This window comes from Achromobacter sp. RW408 (genome assembly GCF_003184165.1).
Lineage (GTDB): Bacteria > Pseudomonadota > Gammaproteobacteria > Burkholderiales > Burkholderiaceae_B > Achromobacter > Achromobacter xylosoxidans.
This window is the reverse complement of the sequence record NZ_QHHO01000046.1, coordinates 1092259-1112472: the sequence shown is the minus strand read 5'-3', so window position 1 is coordinate 1112472 and position 20214 is coordinate 1092259. Positions and strand designations below refer to the sequence as shown.

Annotated in this window: 20 protein-coding genes; 17 read left to right on the top strand and 3 right to left on the bottom strand. The window is 68.6% G+C overall.

The window, feature by feature from the left end:
• From DK459_RS15150 to DK459_RS15120, 7 genes are all read left to right on the top strand, one after another.
• The coding region (locus DK459_RS15150; protein WP_110134896.1) for an MBL fold metallo-hydrolase at positions 1–1032 on the top strand (1032 nt) is incomplete at its 5' end.
• Between the two features lie 448 nt (positions 1033–1480).
• Positions 1481–3181 carry a malate dehydrogenase (quinone) gene (gene mqo, locus DK459_RS15145; RefSeq protein WP_049053977.1) on the top strand — a complete coding sequence of 567 codons (1701 nt, stop codon included), beginning with the start codon at positions 1481–1483 and terminating at the stop codon, positions 3179–3181.
• Between the two features lie 159 nt (positions 3182–3340).
• Entirely contained in the window at positions 3341–4306 is a 966-nt protein-coding gene (locus DK459_RS15140) for a hypothetical protein (protein WP_054443389.1), read from the top strand.
• Between the two features lie 250 nt (positions 4307–4556).
• The gene (locus tag DK459_RS15135; protein ID WP_035181302.1) at positions 4557–5882 is read left to right on the top strand and encodes an MFS transporter; all 1326 of its coding nucleotides are present in this window, start codon (positions 4557–4559) and stop codon (positions 5880–5882) included.
• Positions 5879–6898 (top strand): histone deacetylase family protein, encoded by a 1020-nt coding sequence (locus DK459_RS15130; RefSeq protein WP_053500662.1) that lies wholly within the window; start codon positions 5879–5881, stop codon positions 6896–6898. Before DK459_RS15135 ends, DK459_RS15130 begins: the two co-directional genes overlap by 4 nt.
• 64 nt (positions 6899–6962) lie before the next feature.
• Positions 6963–7934: a LysR family transcriptional regulator gene (locus DK459_RS15125; protein WP_006384364.1), complete on the top strand. Its 972-nt coding sequence runs from the start codon at positions 6963–6965 to the stop codon at positions 7932–7934.
• A 175-nt stretch (positions 7935–8109) separates the two neighbouring features.
• The gene (locus DK459_RS15120; protein WP_006384363.1) at positions 8110–8736 is read left to right on the top strand and encodes a glutathione S-transferase family protein; all 627 of its coding nucleotides are present in this window, start codon (positions 8110–8112) and stop codon (positions 8734–8736) included.
• Between the two features lie 95 nt (positions 8737–8831).
• Here the strand turns inward: DK459_RS15120 and DK459_RS15115 are convergent, their stop codons facing one another.
• On the bottom strand, positions 8832–9299 hold the full coding sequence (locus DK459_RS15115; protein ID WP_024068866.1) for a DUF6389 family protein: 468 nt from the start codon (positions 9297–9299) through the stop codon (positions 8832–8834).
• A 78-nt stretch (positions 9300–9377) separates the two neighbouring features.
• On the opposite strand from DK459_RS15115, the gene DK459_RS15110 reads away from it, so the two are divergent.
• The 3 genes from DK459_RS15110 (at position 9378) to DK459_RS15100 (ending at position 11746) form a co-directional block, all read left to right on the top strand.
• Positions 9378–9908 carry a GbsR/MarR family transcriptional regulator gene (locus DK459_RS15110; RefSeq protein WP_006384361.1) on the top strand — a complete coding sequence of 177 codons (531 nt, stop codon included), beginning with the start codon at positions 9378–9380 and terminating at the stop codon, positions 9906–9908.
• 111 nt (positions 9909–10019) lie between these two features.
• The gene (locus DK459_RS15105) at positions 10020–11276 is read left to right on the top strand and encodes an SDR family oxidoreductase (protein WP_050807690.1); all 1257 of its coding nucleotides are present in this window, start codon (positions 10020–10022) and stop codon (positions 11274–11276) included.
• The gene (locus DK459_RS15100) at positions 11273–11746 is read left to right on the top strand and encodes a DUF2269 domain-containing protein (RefSeq protein WP_006384359.1); all 474 of its coding nucleotides are present in this window, start codon (positions 11273–11275) and stop codon (positions 11744–11746) included. Before DK459_RS15105 ends, DK459_RS15100 begins: the two co-directional genes overlap by 4 nt.
• 71 nt (positions 11747–11817) lie before the next feature.
• Here DK459_RS15100 and DK459_RS15095 read toward each other — a convergent pair whose 3' ends face one another.
• Positions 11818–12600: a tripartite tricarboxylate transporter substrate binding protein gene (locus DK459_RS15095; RefSeq protein WP_020927675.1), complete on the bottom strand. Its 783-nt coding sequence runs from the start codon at positions 12598–12600 to the stop codon at positions 11818–11820.
• Between DK459_RS15095 and DK459_RS15090 the strand changes: the two genes are divergently transcribed.
• The gene (locus DK459_RS15090; RefSeq protein ID WP_227739925.1) at positions 12575–12928 is read left to right on the top strand and encodes an FCD domain-containing protein; all 354 of its coding nucleotides are present in this window, start codon (positions 12575–12577) and stop codon (positions 12926–12928) included. The two genes, DK459_RS15095 and DK459_RS15090, sit on opposite strands and share 26 nt — an antisense overlap.
• 113 nt (positions 12929–13041) lie before the next feature.
• Here the strand turns inward: DK459_RS15090 and DK459_RS15085 are convergent, their stop codons facing one another.
• The gene (locus DK459_RS15085) at positions 13042–13389 is read right to left on the bottom strand and encodes a hypothetical protein (protein WP_110134846.1); all 348 of its coding nucleotides are present in this window, start codon (positions 13387–13389) and stop codon (positions 13042–13044) included.
• Between the two features lie 119 nt (positions 13390–13508).
• On the opposite strand from DK459_RS15085, the gene DK459_RS15080 reads away from it, so the two are divergent.
• From DK459_RS15080 to DK459_RS15055, 6 genes are all read left to right on the top strand, one after another.
• Positions 13509–14654 carry an FAD-binding oxidoreductase gene (locus DK459_RS15080; protein ID WP_110134845.1) on the top strand — a complete coding sequence of 382 codons (1146 nt, stop codon included), beginning with the start codon at positions 13509–13511 and terminating at the stop codon, positions 14652–14654.
• A gap of 11 nt (positions 14655–14665) precedes the next feature.
• Positions 14666–15043 carry a RidA family protein gene (locus DK459_RS15075; RefSeq protein WP_006384223.1) on the top strand — a complete coding sequence of 126 codons (378 nt, stop codon included), beginning with the start codon at positions 14666–14668 and terminating at the stop codon, positions 15041–15043.
• Between the two features lie 28 nt (positions 15044–15071).
• Entirely contained in the window at positions 15072–16517 is a 1446-nt protein-coding gene (locus DK459_RS15070) for a M81 family metallopeptidase (RefSeq protein ID WP_054443398.1), read from the top strand.
• Between the two features lie 50 nt (positions 16518–16567).
• Positions 16568–18145, top strand: coding sequence for an ABC transporter substrate-binding protein (locus DK459_RS15065; RefSeq protein ID WP_165596188.1), 1578 nt, complete (start codon positions 16568–16570; stop codon positions 18143–18145).
• Positions 18146–18251: 106 nt separating this feature from the next.
• Entirely contained in the window at positions 18252–19187 is a 936-nt protein-coding gene (locus tag DK459_RS15060; protein WP_110134844.1) for an ABC transporter permease, read from the top strand.
• A gap of 13 nt (positions 19188–19200) precedes the next feature.
• Entirely contained in the window at positions 19201–20076 is an 876-nt protein-coding gene (locus tag DK459_RS15055; protein WP_110134843.1) for an ABC transporter permease, read from the top strand.
• The last annotated feature ends 138 nt before the right edge of the window (positions 20077–20214 follow it).

Here is a 20214-nt window from a genome sequence, read left to right as displayed (position 1 = left end):
CCGCATCACCGCGACGGCCGCTTCCACAATGCCCGCCCGCGCCCCTCCATGGGCTTTTGGCAGGGGCTGAAACTGACCTGGGCCTTCCTGTTTGGCAAGCCGGCGGGCACCGTGCCCGGCCAGCCGATCCCGGTGCGGCCGCTTACCCGCGCCGCGCTCGGCGCCGCGCCCGACCGCAGCCTGTTCCGGCTGGGCCATTCGACCATCCTGCTGAAGCTGCGCGGCCGCTACTGGCTGACCGATCCAGTGTTCTCCGAGCGGGCGTCTCCGGTGCAGTGGGCCGGCCCGGCGCGTTTCCACGCGCCGCCCATCGCCCTGGACGACCTGCCGCCGATCGCCGGCGTGATCCTGTCGCACAACCACTATGACCACCTCGACCGCGCCGCCGTGACCCGGCTGGCGGCCCGCACCGGCCGCTTCATCGCGCCGCTGGGCGTGGGCGACCAGTTGATCGCCTGGGGCGTCGATCCGGCCAAGGTCGAGCAATTGGACTGGTGGCAGTCGACCGAGGTCGAAGGCCTGCGCCTGACGGCCACCCCGGCCCAGCATTTCTCCGGCCGCGGCCTGACCGACGGCGACCGCAGCCTGTGGGCCTCCTGGGTCATCGACGACGCCGGGATGCGGATCTTCTTCAGCGGCGACAGCGGCTATTTCGATGGCTTCAAGGCCATCGGCGACGCCTTCGGTCCGTTCGACCTGACGCTGATGGAAACCGGCGCCTATGACAAGCGCTGGGCTTTCGTCCACATGCAGCCCGAGGAAACGCTGCAGGCCCACCTGGACCTGCGCGGCCGCTGGCTGCTGCCGATCCACAACGGCACCTTCGACCTGGCCATGCACGCCTGGCAGGAACCGTTCGAACGCATCGCCGCGCTTGCCGCGGAGCGCGGAGTGGCGCTGGCCACGCCGGAGATGGGCGAACGGCTGGACCTGGCCGCGCCACATCCGGGATCGCCGTGGTGGCGGGCGGTTGCCGCGCGCCAGCCAGCATCCGGCGCGTGCCGCCTGCTGGCGCCTTGCCGGGCCAGGTGAGCCGGCAGGGCCGGTCCGCGCGGCCGGTCCGGTATCAGTCGAAACGCCCGAAGATGTGGTGAGGATGGCGAGGCGCCGTCCCAGCCCGTTGCCCGCCGGCCTCGCAACCGCAATTTGTTTACAATCGCAACGCAACGCGTATTGCGCCCAAGCCAATGCCCGCGACCCGGGTATTGCGGCTTGATGAGCCCGCTTCGGCTAGGCTTTGGCCTGCGCGCATGACCTGACCCCCGCGCGCCCGTCGGCAGACGCGTCGCCCCGGCCGCGTGCCGGACCGGTCAGGCTCCCATTCCATGATGTTCCCCGCAATCGCCCGTCCCGGCCTGACGCCCTGGACGGCCGGGAAACCGTTTGCGTATTTTTTCCGCCCGGAGGTGCCTACGTCCTTTTCCCTGAAGTGCCGATAACTACAACAACATAATCCTTTGAACCGTAAGGTCTAATACCCATGAGAAAGTTTCTCAAGATCCTGGGCAGCCTGGTGGTGACGGTGGTGATCGCGGTCGCCCTGTTCCTGTACTGGCCGCTGCACCAACGTTCGGTCCCGGCGCCGGACAATGACAAGCCCCTGGACGCCGTGCTCGTCGGCGGCGGCATCATGAGCGTGACGCTCGCCACCTACCTGCAGGAATTGCAGCCGGACTGGCGCGTCGAACTGTTCGAACGCCTGGACGGCGTGGCGCTCGAAAGCTCCAATGGCTGGAACAATGCGGGGACCGGCCACTCGGGCTTCGCCGAGCTGAACTACACCCCCGAGATGCCCGACGGTTCGGTCGACATCAAGCGGGCCATCAACATCGCCGAACAGTTCGAGATCTCGCGCCAGTTCTGGGCGCACCAGGTCAAGACCGGCCGCCTCGGCCAGCCGTCGGACTTCATCAATCCGACCGGCCACATGAGCTTCGTCTGGGGCGATGACCGCATCGAGTACCTGCGCAAGCGCCGCGATGCCCTGGTCAAGAGCCCGCTGTTCTACGGCATGGAGTATTCCACCGACCCGGCGCGGATCCGCCAGTGGGCGCCGCTGCTGATGGAAGGCCGCGACGCCAGCCAAAAGGTCGCCGCCACCTACATGCCGCTGGGCACCGACGTGAACTTCGGCGTCATCACCAACCAGCTGACCCAGGGCCTGCAGCGCAACCCCAACTTCAAGCTGCAACTGCAGCATGAGGTCACGGCGTTGCGCCAGAACGGCGACAAGACCTGGAACGTCACGGTCAAGGACCTCAAGACCAACCAGGAGCGCACGGTGAAGTCGCGCTTCGTCTTCATCGGCGCGGGCGGTGCCTCGCTCAAGGTGCTGCAGTTGTCCGGCATTCCCGAGTCGAAGAACTACGCCGGCTTCCCGGTGGGCGGCCAGTTCCTGGCCTTCGACGCGCCGGCCATCGCCGGCCGCCACGAGGTCAAGGCCTACGGCATGGCCGATACCGATTCGCCGCCGATGTCGGTGCCGCACCTGGACGCGCGCAAGCTCGACGGCAAGCCGGTGGTGCTGTTCGGCCCGTTCGCGCTGGCCACCACCAAGTTCCTCAAGCAGGGCTCGGCCTTCGACCTGTTCTCGTCCGTGAACCACAACAACGTCGCCAGCATGGTGGACGTGGGCCTGGAGAACCTGGACCTGGTCAAGTACCTGGTGGACCAGGCGCAACTGACCGACGCGGACCGCCACGCCCAACTGCTCAAGTACTTCCCGCAGGCCAAGCGCGAAGACTGGCGCCTGGTGACGGCCGGTGAACGGGTGCAGGTCATCAAGCGCGATCCGGAAAAAGGCGCGATCCTGCAATTCGGCACCGAAGTCGTGACCGACAAGGACAACACCATCGCCGCGCTGCTGGGCGCCTCGCCCGGCGCCTCGACCTCGCCGCCCATCATGCTGAATCTGCTGGCCAAGGCCTTCCCGCAGCAGATGGAAGCGGGCTGGAAGGCGCGCCTGAAGGAGATCATTCCGTCGTATGGCCAGAAGCTCAACGACAGTCCGGCGCTGACCAACCAGATCCGCGCCATGACGAGCCAGGTGCTGCACCTGCCGTACGTGGAAGTGCCGGTGCCGGGCGCGGCGCCCGCCGCCGCGCCCACGGCCCCGGCCACCAACGCGCCGGCCCAGCCGGCGCCGGGGCGCAATGCCAACACCGAGATGCAGGCGCTGTAGCGGCCTGCCCCGCCCTCCCTTTCCGGGAGGGTTTTTTTTGTACGGCGGCCGGCGGCATTCGCGCCGGCGGCCGCCTTGCCCCGCTTTTGCCTCTTCGCGTCGGCCGCCCCGGTCACTGTGCTAAGGTGCCCCATCGGCTATCGGATGATGACAAGAGACATGCACAATCCCCTGGCTTGCCTGCGGCCGCCCATGGCCGCCGCCCTGATGTCGCTGGCCCTGGCCGCGCTGGCCGGCCCGCTGCAGGCCCGCACCCTCTACAACGACAAGGGGCTGCGGGTCGAAGAGACCGACATCGGCTTCCAGGACTACCAGGAAGGCAGGCGGCGCAACGCCAGCCAATACACCCTGGCCTACCAGCGCCAGCCGCTCTGCGGCAAGGGCGTCAAGCTGGGCGAGCGTTTCCTACCGGCGGGCGACCCGCGCCGCGCGCGCGACTACTTCTGCGGCCCCGCCAAGCCGATCAACCCGCACGGGGTGCTGGCCTTCGTCACCCGCACCTCCGGCCACGGCAACCTGCTGTACCTGGATGTCGGCGGCGGCGATCTGCGCATCACCGACATCCCGGTGCAGAAGGAAGGCGACGGCGACAGCATCGGCGGCCAGGTGTTCCTGGACGCCGGCGAACCCGGCTGGACGCGCTACGAAAACGGCTGGTACGAGACCACGCTGATCCGCCACGAACCATTCCAGGCCGTGAGGCTGGGACCCGGCCGCCTGCTGGATATCGACAATGGCGTGGCCTTCCTGCTGGTGCCGCGCGGCCAAGAGGTGCAGACCGTCAAGCCGGCCAGCGTGGGCCAGACGGCCGACGGCACGCCGGTGGTGATCGCCGCCGAGCTGCGCCAGCGGCCGACGCCCGTGCGCTTTCGCGCGGTGGACCTGGCCACTGGCCGCGAGCTGGCCAGCGTGGCCGCGGGCGATGCCTGCCTGGATGCGCCGAGCATGGATTTCTGGGGTACCGGCAGCGCTTCGTCGGCCCAGGTGCCGTATGCCGAGCTGGCCGTGTGGCGGTCGCGCAATCTGGTCTACGTGGCCGGGGCCAAGCCGTCCTTGCGCCTGGCGGCGGCCAACGAACTGCGCCCGCTGGCCAATTGCCGGCGCGACTGGCAGCCGGCGCGCTGAGGCGCGTCCATGCCTGCCGCCCGCTTTAGGGGGGCGTACGGGGCGCTCCACGATCCCGCTGAACCGCTGCGCCAATCTCGGAGCGCGAGACGGACGCGGGCGGTTCTGCGCGCATCGTCGCTCAATACTAGGGTTTTCACTCATAAATTCGCTGAATTTCGCGGATAAGAATTCAGAATTTTTCTTATGGCGAGGGCACGCGTATAACGGTCTACGCAGTAAACCTCGACCTACCTACAGAGAGAAAACCATGAGGGGAAATTCCAGGACGGGCCACCAGCCGGTGCGCGCGTCGACCGCCGCATTCATCGGCACGATGATCGAGTGGTACGACTTCTACATCTACGCCACCGCCGCCGCGCTGGTGTTCGGCAAACTGTTCTTTCCATCGGCCACGGGCTTCTACGGCACGCTGGCGGCTTTTGGCACCTTTGCCGTGGGCTTTTTCGCGCGGCCGTTGGGCGGCGCGCTGTTCGGCCATATCGGCGACCGCATCGGCCGCAAGAAATCGCTGGTCATCACGCTGTTGATGATGGGCAGCGTGACAGTCCTGATCGGCCTGTTGCCGACCTACGCCTCGATCGGCGTCTGGGCGCCGGTGCTGCTGGTGCTGCTGCGCATCGTGCAGGGCGTGGCGGTTGGCGGCGAATGGGGCGGCGCGGTGCTGATGGCGGGCGAACACTCGCCCGACAAGAGCAAGCGCACCTTCTTTGCCTCGTTCGCGCAGCTGGGCAGCCCGGCCGGCCTGATCCTGTCGATGCTGATGTTCAAGCTGGTGACCGGCCTGGACGACGCCGCTTTCCTGACCTGGGGCTGGCGCGTGCCGTTCCTGTTCTCGGCGGTGTTGCTGGTGGTGGGTTTCGTGATCCGCCTGAGCGTCAATGAATCGCCCGACTTCCTGGAAGAAAAGCAGGCCCAGGCGCAGCGCGCCAAGCCGGCCCGCGCGCCGCTGGCGCAAGTGCTGACGGGCGCGCCCGGGCTACTGGCGCTGGCCGTGGGCGCCAACGTGCTGGGCATCGCCGGGTTCTACTTCACCAGCACCTTCATGATCGCCTACACCACGCAGTACGTCGGCCTGAACCGCGCGGTGATCCTGGACTGCCTGCTGGTGGTGTCGATCATGCAGTTCTTCATCACGCCGCTGGCGGCCTATATCGCCAGCCGCGTCGGCAACCTGCGCTTTCTGGCGACGATGGCGCTGGTGTCGGTGTTCACGCCATACGCCATGTTCAACCTGGTGGACCTGGGCTCGCTGTCCGCGATCACGCTGGGCATCGGCGTGGCGGTGCTGTTCATGGGCGCCTATTATGCGGTGATCGCCGGCTTCGTCAGCGACAGCTTTCCCACCGCGATCCGCTACACCGGGATTTCCATGGCCTACCAGTTGTCGGGCGCCATCTTCGGCGGCCTGACGCCGATGCTGGGCACGGTGCTGGCCGAGAACTTCAAGGGCCAGTGGTGGCCGCTGGCCGTGCTGTTCTCGGTGATTTCGCTGCTTTCCCTGGTATCCGTGCTGGCGCTGGGCGCCCATGGCCGGCGCCATGTCCAATTCCAACCCGAGGGCCATCGAGCATGAAGGCGTATTTCCACGACGATCAGAAATTGCACCATCCGCAGACCTATTTCTCGCGTGGCAAGATGCGCACGCCGCAGGAAGTGCCATCGCGCCTGGACGCGTTGGCGCAGGCGGCGCGCAACCTGGGCTTCGACGTGCAGGCGCCGCCCGACCACGGCCAGGCCCCGCTCGAAGCGGTGCACACGCCGGCCTATCTGCGCTTCTTGCGCGAGGCGCACGCCGAATGGAAGAAGCTGCCCGATGACTGGGGCGACGAGGTGGTCTCCAATGTCTTCGTGCGCGAGCCCAACGCCTTGCGCGGCGTGCTGGCGCAGGCCGCGCGCTACCTGGCCGACGGCAGCTGCCCGGTGGGCCCGAACACCTGGCAATCGGCGTACTGGTCGGCGCAGTGCGCCATCGCCGGCGCCGACCGCATCGCGGCCGGCGACCGCCATGCCTATGCCCTGTGCCGTCCGCCAGGCCACCATGCGCGCCGCGACGCGGCCGGCGGCTTCTGTTACCTGAACAACGCCGCCATCGCCGCGCAGCGCCTGCGCGGCACCTATGGGCGCGTCGCCATCCTGGACACGGACATGCACCATGGCCAGGGCATCCAGGACATCTTCTACGAGCGCAGCGACGTGCTGTACGTGTCGATCCACGGCGATCCCGAGAACTTCTATCCGGTGGTCGCCGGCTTCGAGGACGAGCGCGGCGCGGGCGAAGGCGAAGGCTACAACCTCAACCTGCCGATGCCGCACGGCTCGCCCGAGTCGGTGTTCTTCGACCGCCTGCGCGAAGCGCGCGCCGCGATCGAGCGGTTCCAGCCGGACGCGCTGGTGCTGTCGCTGGGCTTCGACATCTTCGAGAAGGATCCGCAGGCCATGGTGGCGGTGTCGGAAGACGGCTTCGAACGGCTCGGGCGCGAAGTCGCCGGGCTCAAGCTGCCGACCTTGATCGTGCAGGAAGGCGGCTACTATATCGAGGGCTTGGAATCGAACGCCGCGCGCTTCTTCGCGGGGCTGGCCGGAACCTGATCACGGGGCCGGCGCGGCGGACGGATACCGGCCCTGTCCTTTCGCCGGAATCCGCCACGCCGCCATGTGCCCTGCCCCCGTCCGCCCCGCCCACGCCCTGTCGCTCGCGCCTGAGCGCATGGACTGGAACCTGCTGCGCACCTTCATGTTCGTGGTGCAGGCGCGCGGCGTGGGCCGGGCGGCGCAGGCGCTGCACCTGAGCCAGCCGGCGGTGAGCCAGGCCTTGAAACGGCTGGAGGATGCGGTCGGCGGCATGCTGCTGCACCGGCGCAATGGCGAATTCCGCCTGACCGGGCTGGGCGAAGAAATCTACGCCATCGCCCGCGACATGTACGGCGCCATGGCGCGCATCGAGACCGCCGCGCTGCAGGACCGGCACGAGGTCGCCGGCACGCTGCGGCTGCTGGTCATGAGCCGCATCCAGAGCGCGGCCTACGACGACTTCCTGGCCGACTTCCACCAGCGCCATCCCCGCATCGAATTCCACATCGAGGTGCTGCCCAGCGCCGACATCCTCGACGCCCTTTCCAAGCGGGTGCCCGCGCTGGGCCTGTGCCTGTGCCGCAAGCCGGTCGAGGCGCTGGAGCGCCGGCTGTTCCTGCGCCACCATTACGCGGTGGTCTGTGGCCGGCGCCATCCGCTGTTCTCGCGGCCGCGGGTGGGCATCGAAGACCTGATGGACCAGAACTTCGTCTGTTTCGCCAGCGACCAGATCGGCGACACGCTGTCGCCGCTGACCATCTTCCGCGACCAGCAGGGCTTCACCGGCCGCATCGTCGGCACCTCGCCGCACATCGAGGAAGTGCGGCGCATGGTGGTGGCGGGCATCGGCCTGAGCTTCCTGCCGGAACACCTGATCGTGCCCGACGTGGTCAACGGCGAATTGCGCCGCCTGCCGCCCAACGAGAGCGTGGCCGAGATCGACGTGTACCTGGCCTGGCACCGGCAGCGCAAGCTGAGCGCGGCCGAGACCGCCTACCTGGAGGCGTTCGAGCGCTTCCTGGCGCGCACGCCGCTGGCGGCGCGGGCGCGCTGACGGCGCTGACCGCGCCCTGAATCGGCGGCCGCATTTGACCCGGGATCGGGCAATCCGTCCGACCTTGCCGCCCGCGCACGGCACGAACCGTAGGCGGCGGCGGGGGTTCTGGCGATAATGGCCGCCTGGCTTTGCGCTTCACCCTTCCTTCACCTCCCTTCACCAAGAGGACGCCATGTCTCGTTGGACCTTCTATACCGCGCCGGGCACCTGCGCCCTGGCCACCCACATCGCCTTGCAGGAAGCCGGCGCCGAATTCGACGTCGTCAAGCTGGATTTCGGCGCGGGCCAGCAGCAGAGCCCGGAATTCCTGCGCGTCAATCCCAAGGGGCGGGTGCCGGCGCTGGCCACCGAGCATGGCGTGCTGACCGAGACCCCGGCGCTGCTGGCGTTCGTCGCGCAGCGCTTCCCGGCGGCCGGGCTGGCGCCGCTGGACGATCCGTTCGCGTTCGCGCGCCTGCAGGAACTGAACAGCTACCTGGCGTCCACCGCCCACGTGGCGCATGCGCACAAGCGGCGCGGCGCGCGCTGGGCCGACGACCCGGCGGCGCACGAGGCCATGCGCGCCAAAGTGCCGGAAACCATGACGGCCGTGGCCGCTTACCTGGAATCGCAGATCGCCGGGCCGTGGGCGCTGGGCGAACGCTTCAGCGTGGCCGACGCCTATCTCTACACCATCGGCAGCTGGCTGGAGGGCGACGGCGTGGATCTGGCGCGCTTCCCGGCGCTGACCGCCTACCTGGCGCGGGTCGCGGCGCGCCCGGCGGTGCAGCGCGCGCTGGCGCAAGCCAAGGCCGAATAAGGCAGGTCCGCACAAGGCGTCTGAACAGGTCGCGTCCCGACAAGGCACGTCCCAACAAGGCGCGTCCCAACAAGGCGCGCGGCGCGCCGGCCGGCTCAGCGCAAGGCCGGCGCCGCGTCCGCCGACAGGCGGCGCGGCGTGGTCGTGCCGTAGTCCTCGTCCGCATAGATGCAGGCCGGCAGCGGCGACACCGCGCGGCCGCCCCGTTCCCACAAGGCCTCGATCCAGTCGGCCGCGGTGTCGGCGATGGCGTCCTGCACGCAGAAGCCGGGGTCGCGCGCGAACATCGGCACCGGCGGCGTCAGGCCGGTTTCGCCGTGCACCACGTCGAACAGGTGCCGATGGCCTTCGATGGCCTTGTTCAGCACGTACAGGTCGGGCCCGTCCAGGCCGATGACGACGGAAAACGTGCCCTCGCCGTCCTGGTCGGGGAAGATGCCGAACTGGATCTCGCGCGCTTTTTCGGGCAGGCGCGGGAACAGGCCGGCCAGCACGCGCAGCGCGGCGTCGGTGTGGGCATCGAGTTCACGCCGCAAGGCGGATTGATAGTCGCGTGGGTTCATGCCGCGAGCTTAGCGGATCGCGCCTATTTCTGTTATTTCTGTCTTGACAGAAATAACAGAAATACCTACATTGGCCGCATGAAACTGACTCCGATCGCCGAACGCTTCATCCTCCACTGGGGCGAAATGGGCTCGCGCTGGGGCGTGAACCGCACCGTGGCGCAGATCCACGCCCTGCTCTACCTGCTGGGCCGGCCCGCGCCCGCCGAGGAAATCGCCGAAACGCTGGGCGTGGCGCGCTCGAACGTCAGCAACAGCCTCAAGGAACTGCAGGCGTGGCGGCTGGCCAAGGTGGTGCATGTCATGGACGACCGCCGCGACCATTTCGAGACCTCCACCGACATCTGGGAATTGTTCAAGCTGATCGTCGAAGGCCGGCGCCAGCGCGAGATCGACCCCACCCTGTCGATGCTGCGCGACACCCTCGCCAGCCCCGAGATGGCCGACGAAACCCCGCTGACCGCGCAGCGCGTGCGCGAGACGCTGGCGTTCCTGGAAATCCTCACCACCTGGTCCGATGAAATGCTGCGCATGAAGCCCGAGACGCTGATGAAGACGCTGGGCATGGGGGCCAAGATCAGCAAGACCATGCGCCGCACCAAGGCGTGAGGGCGTGGCGGGACCGCGTGTCCCGCCATTTTTTTGGCCTGTTATTTCTGTCTATACAAAAATAACAGAAATAAAAGAACCAAGCGGTCGATGCGGCCGGAGGCGGATCACATGAACATTCTGGTATGCGGTGCCAATGGCTTTATTGGCCACGCGTTGTGCCAGGCGCTGGCGCGCGACGGGCATCGGGTCCTCAAGGGCGTGCGGCGGGCGCGGCATGCCGACGAGATCGCAGTGGACTATCGCGTCGATACGACGCCGGCCGCCTGGGTCGACCGCCTGCGCGGCATCCACGTTGTCATCAACGCGGTCGGCATCCTGCGCGAAGGCGACCGCGGCGATTTCGACCGGCTTCATCACCTTGCCCCGGTGGCGCTGTTCGAGGCGGCCGCGCAGGCCGGCGTCAGGCAGGTGCTGCAAGTGTCGGCGCTGGGCGCCGAGGGCGGCGACACCGCTTACTTCCGCAGCAAGCGCGCCGCCGACGACCATCTGCGCACGCTGCCCATTGCCCACCACATCCTGAGGCCGGCGCTGGTGTACGGCGCCCAAGGCGAGTCGGCGCGCTTTTTTCGCGCATTGGCGTCGCTGCCGCTGCATGCCCTGCCCGCCGGCGGCTGCCAGCCGCTGCGTCCGATCCACATCGACGACCTGGCCGAGATCGTGGTCCGCCTGGTCAACGGCGCGGTCGACGCGCCTGCGGTGCTCGATCTGGTGGGCGACACCGAGGTCACCTTCAAGCGCATGCTGGCGGTCTATCGCACATCAATGGGCTTTGCGCCAGCGTGGACGCTGACCGCGCCGGGTGCGCTGGTCGCCGGGACCGCGGCGCTGTGCGACCGTCTGCCCGGCTCGATCCTGACGCGCGATACCTGGCGCATGCTGCGCGCCGGCAACAGCGGCGATCCGGCGGCCACGGCGCGGGCGCTGGGACGCCCGCCCGCCGGCATCGACGCCTTCATCGGTCCGGACGAAGCGTCCGCCCTGCGCCAGCAGGCCCTGGCGGCCTGGCGCCCCGCCCTGCTGCGCGGCGCGCTGGCGCTGATCTGGCTGTGGACCGCGCTGTGCAGCGCCTTCATCTACCCGACCGGCGACAGCCTGGCGCTGCTGGCGCGGGTCGGCCTGCACGGCCCGGGGGCCGTGGCGGCGCTGTACCTGGCCGCCACGCTGGACGCCGTGTTCGGCGTCGCCACGCTCTGGCGACCCGGCCGGCGGCTGTGGGCCGCGCAGCTTGCCCTGGTGCTGGGCTATTCCGCGGTGATCGCGGTGGCTTTGCCGGAATTCCTGTGGCATCCGTTCGGCCCGCTCCTGAAGAACGTCGCCGTCGTCGCGCTCCTATTCATCCTGTTCAGCGAGGAAACCCAATCATGAACGCCTATCTCACGATCAAGACCCTGCATATCCTGTCGTCGGTGTTGCTGGTCGGCACCGGTTTTGGCACCGCGTTCTACCTGTTCTTCGCCAACCGCAGCGGCTCGGTGCCGGCGATCGCGGCGGTCTCGCGCCTGGTGGTGCGGGCCGACCTGTGGTTCACCACGCCCGCCGTGGTGGCGCAGCCGCTGACCGGCCTGTGGCTGGCGCACGCGGCGGGCTGGAGCTGGACCACGCCGTGGATCGCCGTGTCGATCGGGCTGTACCTGCTGGCCGGCGCCTGCTGGCTGCCGGTGGTGTGGTTGCAGTACGAAATGGCGAAGATGGCCGCCCGCGCCCACACGGCCGGCGCCACGGCGCTGCCGGCGCGCTACTGGCGCTTTGCGCGCTGTTGGGAATGGCTGGGCTACCCGGCGTTCCTGGCGATGGTGGCGGTGTATTTCCTGATGGTGGTCAAGCCGGCGTTGTGAGGACGGGGCCGCCCTGCCCCCTTTACGGCATGGGAACCCGCGCCCTGCCGGCGCGGATTCCCGGCGGCGCGTCAGTCGATGGCGGCGCCGGCCGTTTTCACGACCTTGCCGAGCCGCGTGTATTCCTCGGCGCCGAATTCGGCCAGCGACTGGCGCGAGGTCGGCGACGGGATCGCGCCGCGCGATTCCAGCGCCTGCTTCACCTCGGGGCGTTGCAGCGCGCGGTTCACGGCGGCGTTCAGCTTGTCGAGAATGGCGGCGGGCGTGCCCTTGGGCGCATACAGCCCGTCCCAGGCGAAGAACTCGTAGCCCTTGACGCCGGCCTCGCTCAAGGTCGGGATGTCGGGATTCGACGCAACGCGCTGCGGCGTGGTCACGCCCAGCGCGCGCAGCTTGCCCGCGGCGATCTGCCCCGACACGTTCGGCATGACGTCGATCAGCAGCGAAATGCGCCCGCCCAGCAGGTCGGTCATGGCGGCGCTGCCGCCCTTGTACGGGATGTGCATGATCTTGACCCCGGCCATCTGGTTCAGCAGTTCACAGGCCAGGTGCGACGAGGTGCCGTTGCCGGCCGAGCCACAGGTCAGTTCGCCCGGGTGCGACTTGGCGTAGGCCAGCAGCTGCGCCAGCGACTTGAAGCGCTCGTCGGTGGCGTTGACCACCAGCGCGGCCGCGATGACGGTGAAGCGCGAGACCGGCTCGAAGTCGCCCGGCGCGTATCCCGGCGACTTGTAGAGCCAGTGGTTGGTGGCCTGGGTGCCGTTGGTGCCGTAGGACAGCGTATAGCCGTCCGGGTTGGCGCGCGCCGCGACCCCAAGGCCACGGTGGATGCGCGCGCCTGGGGGGCAGATCAACCGCCGCTTCCACGAGATCCTGTGCGAAGCGGCCGGCAACCGCGCCCTGCTGTCGGCGCTGGAACACAACAACAAGACGCCGCTGGCCGGCCCCGCCGCGCTGACGCTGCCGTCCACCCCTTCCCTGCTGGAGACGCCCTTCGTGCTGCGGGCGCAATCGGACCACGAGGACCTGCTGCGCGCGATCACGCGGCGCGAGGCCGCGCGCGCCGAGAACCTGATGCGCGAGCACGCCTACCGCAGCCGCGAGAACAAGCGCGTGCTGCTGGAATCCCTGCGGGAGGGCGTGGCGGGCGTGGCGCAACCGGCCGATAGCGCGGCGGCCTAGGACCGGGCCACCGATTTGAAAACGCGAGGCCTAGAGCCTGCCCACCTGCCTGACGTGGGCCGGGGCCGCGCATCCGAACGGCAGCCCGATGCGGCCGCCAGGGAAGGCTGCGTTCAGAACAGCCGGCGCACGCGCTCGCGGATGGCGCCGGCATAGGCCCAGCACCACACCGCCAGCGCCAGCATCGCCACCGTGAAATAGGCGCGCGCTTCAAGCGGCACGGGATTCAGGCGCGACAACGTCGGAAACGGCTCGTAGCCGATGAAGTCGCTGGCGGCCAGCGCGCTGAACAGCAGCGCCAGCACCGGACCGGTGAAATGCGGGCGTTCGCCGCGGGCCTGCGGATCGGCCCGGAAACGCCAGTGGAACAAGCGCAGCAGCTGGATCACGACGGCGACCAGCGGAACGACCAGGGCAAGCTGCAGCACGAGCAGCGCAACAATGACTTGAGTGGGAAGCATGGCCGCGATTTTACGCGGCCCGGGGACCGGCCCTCGGGACAACCCCTATTACCCGCCCCATGCCAAACAACTATCGTATTCGAGAATTATCAAATAAGAGAATTCTCGCTTCCGACAAAATGGCCGCAGACCCCCTATACGATTACGCCGTCATCGGCGCCGGCATCGCCGGCGCATCCGTGGCCTACCGCCTGAGCGCGTCCGCCTCCGTCGTGGTGCTGGAGCGCGAAGCCCAGCCCGGCTACCACTCCACCGGCCGCTCGGCCGCCATGTTCATGGAGACCTACGGCACCGCCCAGATCAAGGCGCTGACCCGCGCCAGCCGCGATTTCTACGAACATCCGCCGCAAGGCTTCTGCGAGCATCCCCTGCTGAGCCCGCGCGGCGTGCTGTACATCGCCGCGCCGGGCCAGCAGGACCTGCTGCGCGAGGTCTATGACGATTTCCGCAGCCAGTCGCCCAACGTCACGCTGATCGACGCCGAACAGGCGCTGGCGCGGGTGCCCTGCCTGCGGCCCGACCAGCTTTGCGGCGCGATCGAGGAGCCGGATGCGCGCGACATCGACGTGCATGCGCTGCACCAGGGCTTCCTGCGCGGCATGGCGCGCCAGCGCGCGGCGCTGCGCAACAACGCCGAACTCGTTACCGCCACGTTCGAGGACGGCGCCTGGACCCTGACGCTGGCCGGCGGCGAGTCGCTGCGGGCGCGCGTGCTGGTGAACGCCGCCGGCGCCTGGGCCGACCACACCGCCGAACTGTGCGGCGTGCGGCCCGTGGGCCTGCAACCGTGCCGCCGCACCGCCTTCACCTTCACCGGGCCGGACGACGTCGATTTCGCGCACTGGCCCGCCGTGGTGGGCGTGGACGAGAGCTTCTATTTCAAGCCCGACGCAGGCCAACTGCTCGGCTCGCCCGCCAATGCCGACCCGGTCCCGGCGCATGACGTGGTGCCCGAGGAACTGGACGTGGCCACCGGCATCTACCGCATCGAAGCGGCCACCTCGCTGACCATCCGCCGTCCGCGCCACACCTGGGCTGGATTGCGCTCGTTCGTGGCCGATGGCGATTTCGTGATCGGCTGGGACAGCGCCAGCCCCGCCTTCTTCTGGCTGGCGGCGCAGGGCGGCTACGGCATCCAGTCCGCCGCCGGCGTTTCGCAGCTGGCGGCCGACCTGTTGCTCGACCTGCCGTTGAGCGCCAGCCTGACCGCGCAGGGCGTCGACCCCGCGCGCCTGTCGCCGGCCCGTTTCTCCCCTTCCCGATAGGAGCCCGTTCCATGAGCCAAGCCATCCAGCGCCTGCCCAGCAGCCTGCCGTTCCCGTTTTCGCGGGCCGTGAAGGCCGGCGGCTTCCTGTTCCTTTCGGGCCAGGTGCCGATGAGCGCCGCCGGCGAGGTGGTGCGCGGCGACATCCAGACCCAGACCCGCGCGGCCTGCGAGCGCATCGTCGAAAGCCTGGCGGCCGGCGGCGCGCGCCTGGACCAGGTGGTCAAGGCCACGGTGTGGCTGTCGGACATGGGCCACTTCGCGGGTTTCAACGAGGTCTACAAGGAGTTCTTCGGCGCGGCGCTGCCGGTGCGTTCGACGGTGGCGTCGGCCCTGGCCCTGAACGTCGACGTGGAGATCGAAGTGCAGGCGTATATCGGAAACGACTGAAGGCAACCATCCAGAACGGAGCGATCGCATGAAGATTTTTTCCGGGTCCCTGGCGACCGAGACCAATACCTTTTCCCCCATCCCGACCGGCCTGTCGGCCTATCGGGCGCGCGGCTACTACCCGGCCGGCCAGCACCCGGACCGCATGCAGATGTTCTCCGGCCCGCTGTGGGCCGCGCGCCAGCGCGCCCAGGGCAAGGACTGGACGCTGATCGAGGGCATGACGGCGGGCGCGACGCCGGCCGGCCTGACCACGCGCCACGCCTACGAGACCTTGCGCGACGAATTGCTCGACGACCTGCGGCGCGCCGGCAAGGTCGACATCGCGCTGTTCGGCCTGCACGGCGCCATGGTGGCTGACGGCTATGACGACTGCGAAGGCGACCTGCTGCGGCGGGCGCGCGAGATCGTCGGCCCCGACACGGTGATCGGCGCCGAACTGGATCCGCACTGCCACCTGACCGACGCCATGGTGAACAGCGCCGACTTCCTGGTGTGCTTCAAGGAATATCCGCACACCGACATCCTGGACCGCGCCTACGACCTGGTCGACCTGTGCGTGGCGCGCGCCGAGGGCCGCATCAAGCCGACGCGCGCGGTCTTCGACTGCGAGATGATCTCCATCATGCACACCAGCCGCGAGCCGATGCGCGGCTTCGTCGACCGCCTGCTGGCGATGGAAGGCAAGGAAGGCGTGCTGTCGGTATCGATCGCCCACGGCTTCCCATGGGGCGACACGCCCGACATGGGTTCCAAGGTGCTGGTCTACACCGATGGCGACGCCGGCCAGGCCGAACGGCTGGCACGCGCGCTGGGCGAAGAGATCATCGGCTTTCGCGACCAGCTGGCGCCGCCCTATCCCGGCGCCGACGAAGCCCTGGACCAGGCGCTGGCGCTGGCCGACTTCCCGGTGGTGCTGGCCGACTCGGCCGACAATGCCGGCGGCGGCGCGCCCAGCGACGCCACCTTCATCCTGGAGCGCGTGCTGGCGCGCGGCATCCAGGACGTGGCGACCGGCCCGTTCTGGGATCCGGTGGCGGTGCAGCTCTGTTTCGAGGCCGGCGAAGGCGCGCAGATCAAGCTGCGCATCGGCGGCAAGGTGGCGCCGGTGTCGGGCCAGCCGCTGGACCTGGCCTGTGAGATCGTCGCGCTCAAGCGCGACGCCGTCATGACCGGCCTGGCCGGCACGCCCGCGCTGCTGGGCGATGTGGCCGTGGTGCGCAGCCAGGGGGTGACCATCGTCATGACCACCAACCGCACCCAGGCCATGGATACCGACCTGTTCACGCAGTTCGGCGTGGACCTGGGCGCGATGAAGCTGGTCATTCCGAAGTCGTCGCAGCATTTCTACGCCTCGTACTCGAAGCTCGGCCGCAACGTCATCTATGTCGAGACGCCCGGGGCGATCACGCAAGACTACAACGCGCTGCCTTTCACCAAGCGCAAGCTGCCGAAATGGCCCTTCAAGGGCTGATATCCAACCCATTGCCCACGCAGGCAACCGGAGAAAACAAGGGGATGACCATGATGAAACGATTCAGCCTGCTGGGCGCCGCCACGCTGCTGGCCCTCGGCCTGGCCGCGGGCCAGCCGGCCCAGGCGCAAGGCAAGACGCTGCGGATGGTGCCGCACGCCGACCTGAAGACGCTGGACCCGCTGTTCAACACCGCCTACATCACGCGCAACCACGGCTACATGGTGTTCGACACCCTGTTCGCGCAGGACAGCCACGGCCAGCCCAAGCCGCAGATGGTCGAAAGCTGGACCGCCTCGCCCGACGGCAAGGCCTGGACCTTCAAGCTGCGTCCGGGGCTGAAATTCAACGACGGCACGCCGGTCACGGCCGAGGACTGCATTGCGTCGCTGCAACGCTGGGCCAAGAAGGACACGCTGGGCCAGGCCCTGATGGCGGCGGGCGCGGAACTGGCCGCGACCGGTCCCGACAGCTTTTCGCTGACGCTCAAGCAGCCCTTCGGCCTGGTGCTGGACGCGCTGGCCAAGCCGTCCGGCATGCCTCCCTTCATCATGCCCAAGCGGCTGGCGCAGACCGACGCCAACACGCCCGTGACGGAAATGGTCGGCTCCGGTCCGTTCCTGTTCAAGCGCGATGAATGGGTGCCCGGCAACAAGGTCGTGTACGTGAAGAACCCGGCGTACGTGCCGCGCAACGAACCGGCCGACGGCCTGGCCGGCGGCAAGGTCGCCAAGGTCGACCGGGTCGAGTGGATCTACATTCCCGACGGCAACACCGCCACGGCGGCGCTGATGAACGGCGAAGTCGACATGATCGAGCAGACCACGCCGGACTTCCTGCCGGTGCTGGAAAGCAACCCGGACATCAAGCTGAGCACCTCGGTGGCCACGCAGGGCATGGCCATCGTCAACGCGCTGCATCCGCCGTTCGACAAGCCGCAGGCGCGCCAGGCGCTGTACTACCTGGTGAACCAGAAGGAAATGCTGTCGGCCATCGGCTACCCCGAGAAGTACCGGGTCGACTATTGCGCCACGCTGTACATCTGTGGCTCGCCGCTGGCCAGCGACGCGGGCGCGGCGCCCTACGCCAAGCCCGACCTGGCGCGCGCCAGGCAGCTGTTGCAGGAGGCCGGCTACAAGGGCGAGAAGATCGTGGTGCTCTACCCCACCGACCACATCAGCGCGCCCGCCGTCATGGTGCTGACCCAGAACATGAAGAAGGCCGGCCTCAAGGTCGACCTGCAGACCATGGACTGGGCCTCGCTGGCGGCGCGCCGCCTGAAGAAGGACCCGCCCGACCAGGGGGGCTGGAACCTGTTCCTGACCTGGGGCGGGTACTACGATGCCAGCACGCCGGTCACCAATCCATGGCTGTCGGCCGCCTGCGGCAACAGCCTGCCCGGCTGGCCCTGCGACAAGGAACTGGACACGCTGCGCACGCAGTGGATCCAGGAGCCCGACGCCGCCAAGCGCAAGGAGATCGCGGCGCAGTTGCAGGCGCGCGCCTACCAGACGGTGCCTTACGTCATGTGGGGCGAATTCAAGCCGGTGTCGGCCATCCGCGGGCTGACGCACACCGAGCTGATGAAGACCGGCATTCCGGTCATGTGGAACGTCGAAAAACCATGATGCGGCGCGGGGCCGCGCGTGATCTGCAAGCGCGCCCCGCTCCCGGACAATCAGGCCGCCGCCAAGCGCTCCGCGCGCGCCGCGCCAGGCCGGGGGGAAACCCAGCGTGAAAACCATCCTGCGCCGCATCGCGGCCGTCATACCCGTCATGGCCGTGGTCGCGGTCGTGGTGTTCCTGCTGATCCACCTGTCGCCGGGCGATCCGGCGGCGGTGATCGCGGGCGACAACGCCACCACCGAGGACGTGGAAAAGATCCGCCAGAACCTGGGCCTGGACAAGCCGCTGCTGACGCAGTTCGGCATCTGGGTCGGGCACCTGGCCACCGGCGACCTGGGCACATCCATCGCCACCCAGATGCCCGTGGCGCAACTGATCGGCCAGCGCATGGGGCCGACCCTGTCGATCGCCACCTTCACCATGCTGTTCGCCGTGCTGGCGGCGATACCCCTGGGCGTGCTGGCGGCCTGGAACGCCGGCAAATGGCTGGACCGGCTGGTGATGATCGGCGCGGTCTGCGCGTTCTCGGTGCCGGTGTTCCTGATCGGCTACAGCCTGGTCTACGGCTTTTCCATCAAGCTGGGCTGGCTGCCGGTGCAGGGCTACAAACCGCTGGCGGACGGGCTGGCTCCCTATCTGCGGCACCTGGTGCTGCCCTGTCTGTCGCTGGGCCTGGTGTACATGGCCCTGCTGACCCGCATGACCCGCGCCACCATGCTGGAGGCGCTGTCGGAAGACTACATCCGCACCGCCCGCGCCAAGGGCCTGGCGGCCGGGCCGATCGTCTGGCACGCGCTCAAGAACGCCGCCAATCCCATCGTCACCACCATCGGCGTGGGCGTGGCGCTGCTGATCGGCGGCGTGGTGGTCACCGAAACCGTGTTCGCCATTCCCGGCCTGGGGCGGCTGACCATCGACGCCGTGCTGCGCCACGACTACCCCGTGATCCAGGGCGTGCTGCTGGTGGCCTCGGGCATCTACGTGCTGATCAACCTGCTGGTCGACCTGAGCTACCGCCTGTTCGACCCGCGTATCCGCTATTGAAAAGGGGCGATCCATGACCACCACCACCCTGCCCCTGGCCGCGGCGCGCCCGCGCTGGCGGCGCGCCGTCCGTTCGCTGCGGCGCCATCCCATGCTGTACGTCGGCGCCGCGATCCTGCTGGCCCTGGCCGTGATCGCCGTGGCCGCGCCCTGGCTGACCTCGATCGATCCGCAAGACATCAACCCGCTGGCGCGCATGAAGCCACCGTCTGCCGAACACTTCTTCGGCACCGACGCGCTGGGCCGCGACGTGTACGCGCGCACCCTGTGGGGCGCGCAGGTGTCGCTGCTGGTCGGCGTCGTGGTCGCGCTGGTGTCGACCGCGGGCGGCGTGCTGCTGGGCATGCTGGCCGGCTATTTCCGGCACCTGGACGCCGTGATCATGCGCATCATGGACGGCCTGATGGCGATCCCCGGCGTGCTGCTGGCGATTGCGCTGATGGCCACGCTCAAGGGTGGCCTGGCCACCGTGATCGTGGCCATCGTGGTGCCGGAAGTGCCGCGCGTGGTGCGGCTGGTGCGGGCCCTGGTGCTGACCATCCGCGAACAGCCTTACATCGAGGCCGCCGTGGCCGCCGGCACCCGCGTGCCGGCCATCCTGCTGCGCCACATCCTGCCCAACCTGTTCGCGCCGCTGATGGTGCAGGCCACCTTCATCGCCGCCTCGGCCATCCTGACCGAGGCCGTGCTGAGCTTCCTGGGCGTGGGCATCCCGCCGCAGATTCCCAGCTGGGGCAACATCATGGCCGAAGGCCGCAACTTCGTCGCGGTGGCGTTCCACATCATCCTCTACCCGGGCCTGTTCCTGGGCGTGGCCGTGCTGGCCGTCAACCTGGTGGGCGACGGGCTGCGCGACATGCTCGATCCGCGCCTGGCGAAAAAGCTGTAGGAGCGCGCGCATGCCATCCCAACCTGTCCTGCAAGTGAATGACCTGACCACCTGTTTCGAGGGCGATGACACCACGGTGCTGGCCGTGGACGGCCTGTCGTTCGACCTGATGCCGGGCGAGACGCTTGGCCTGGTGGG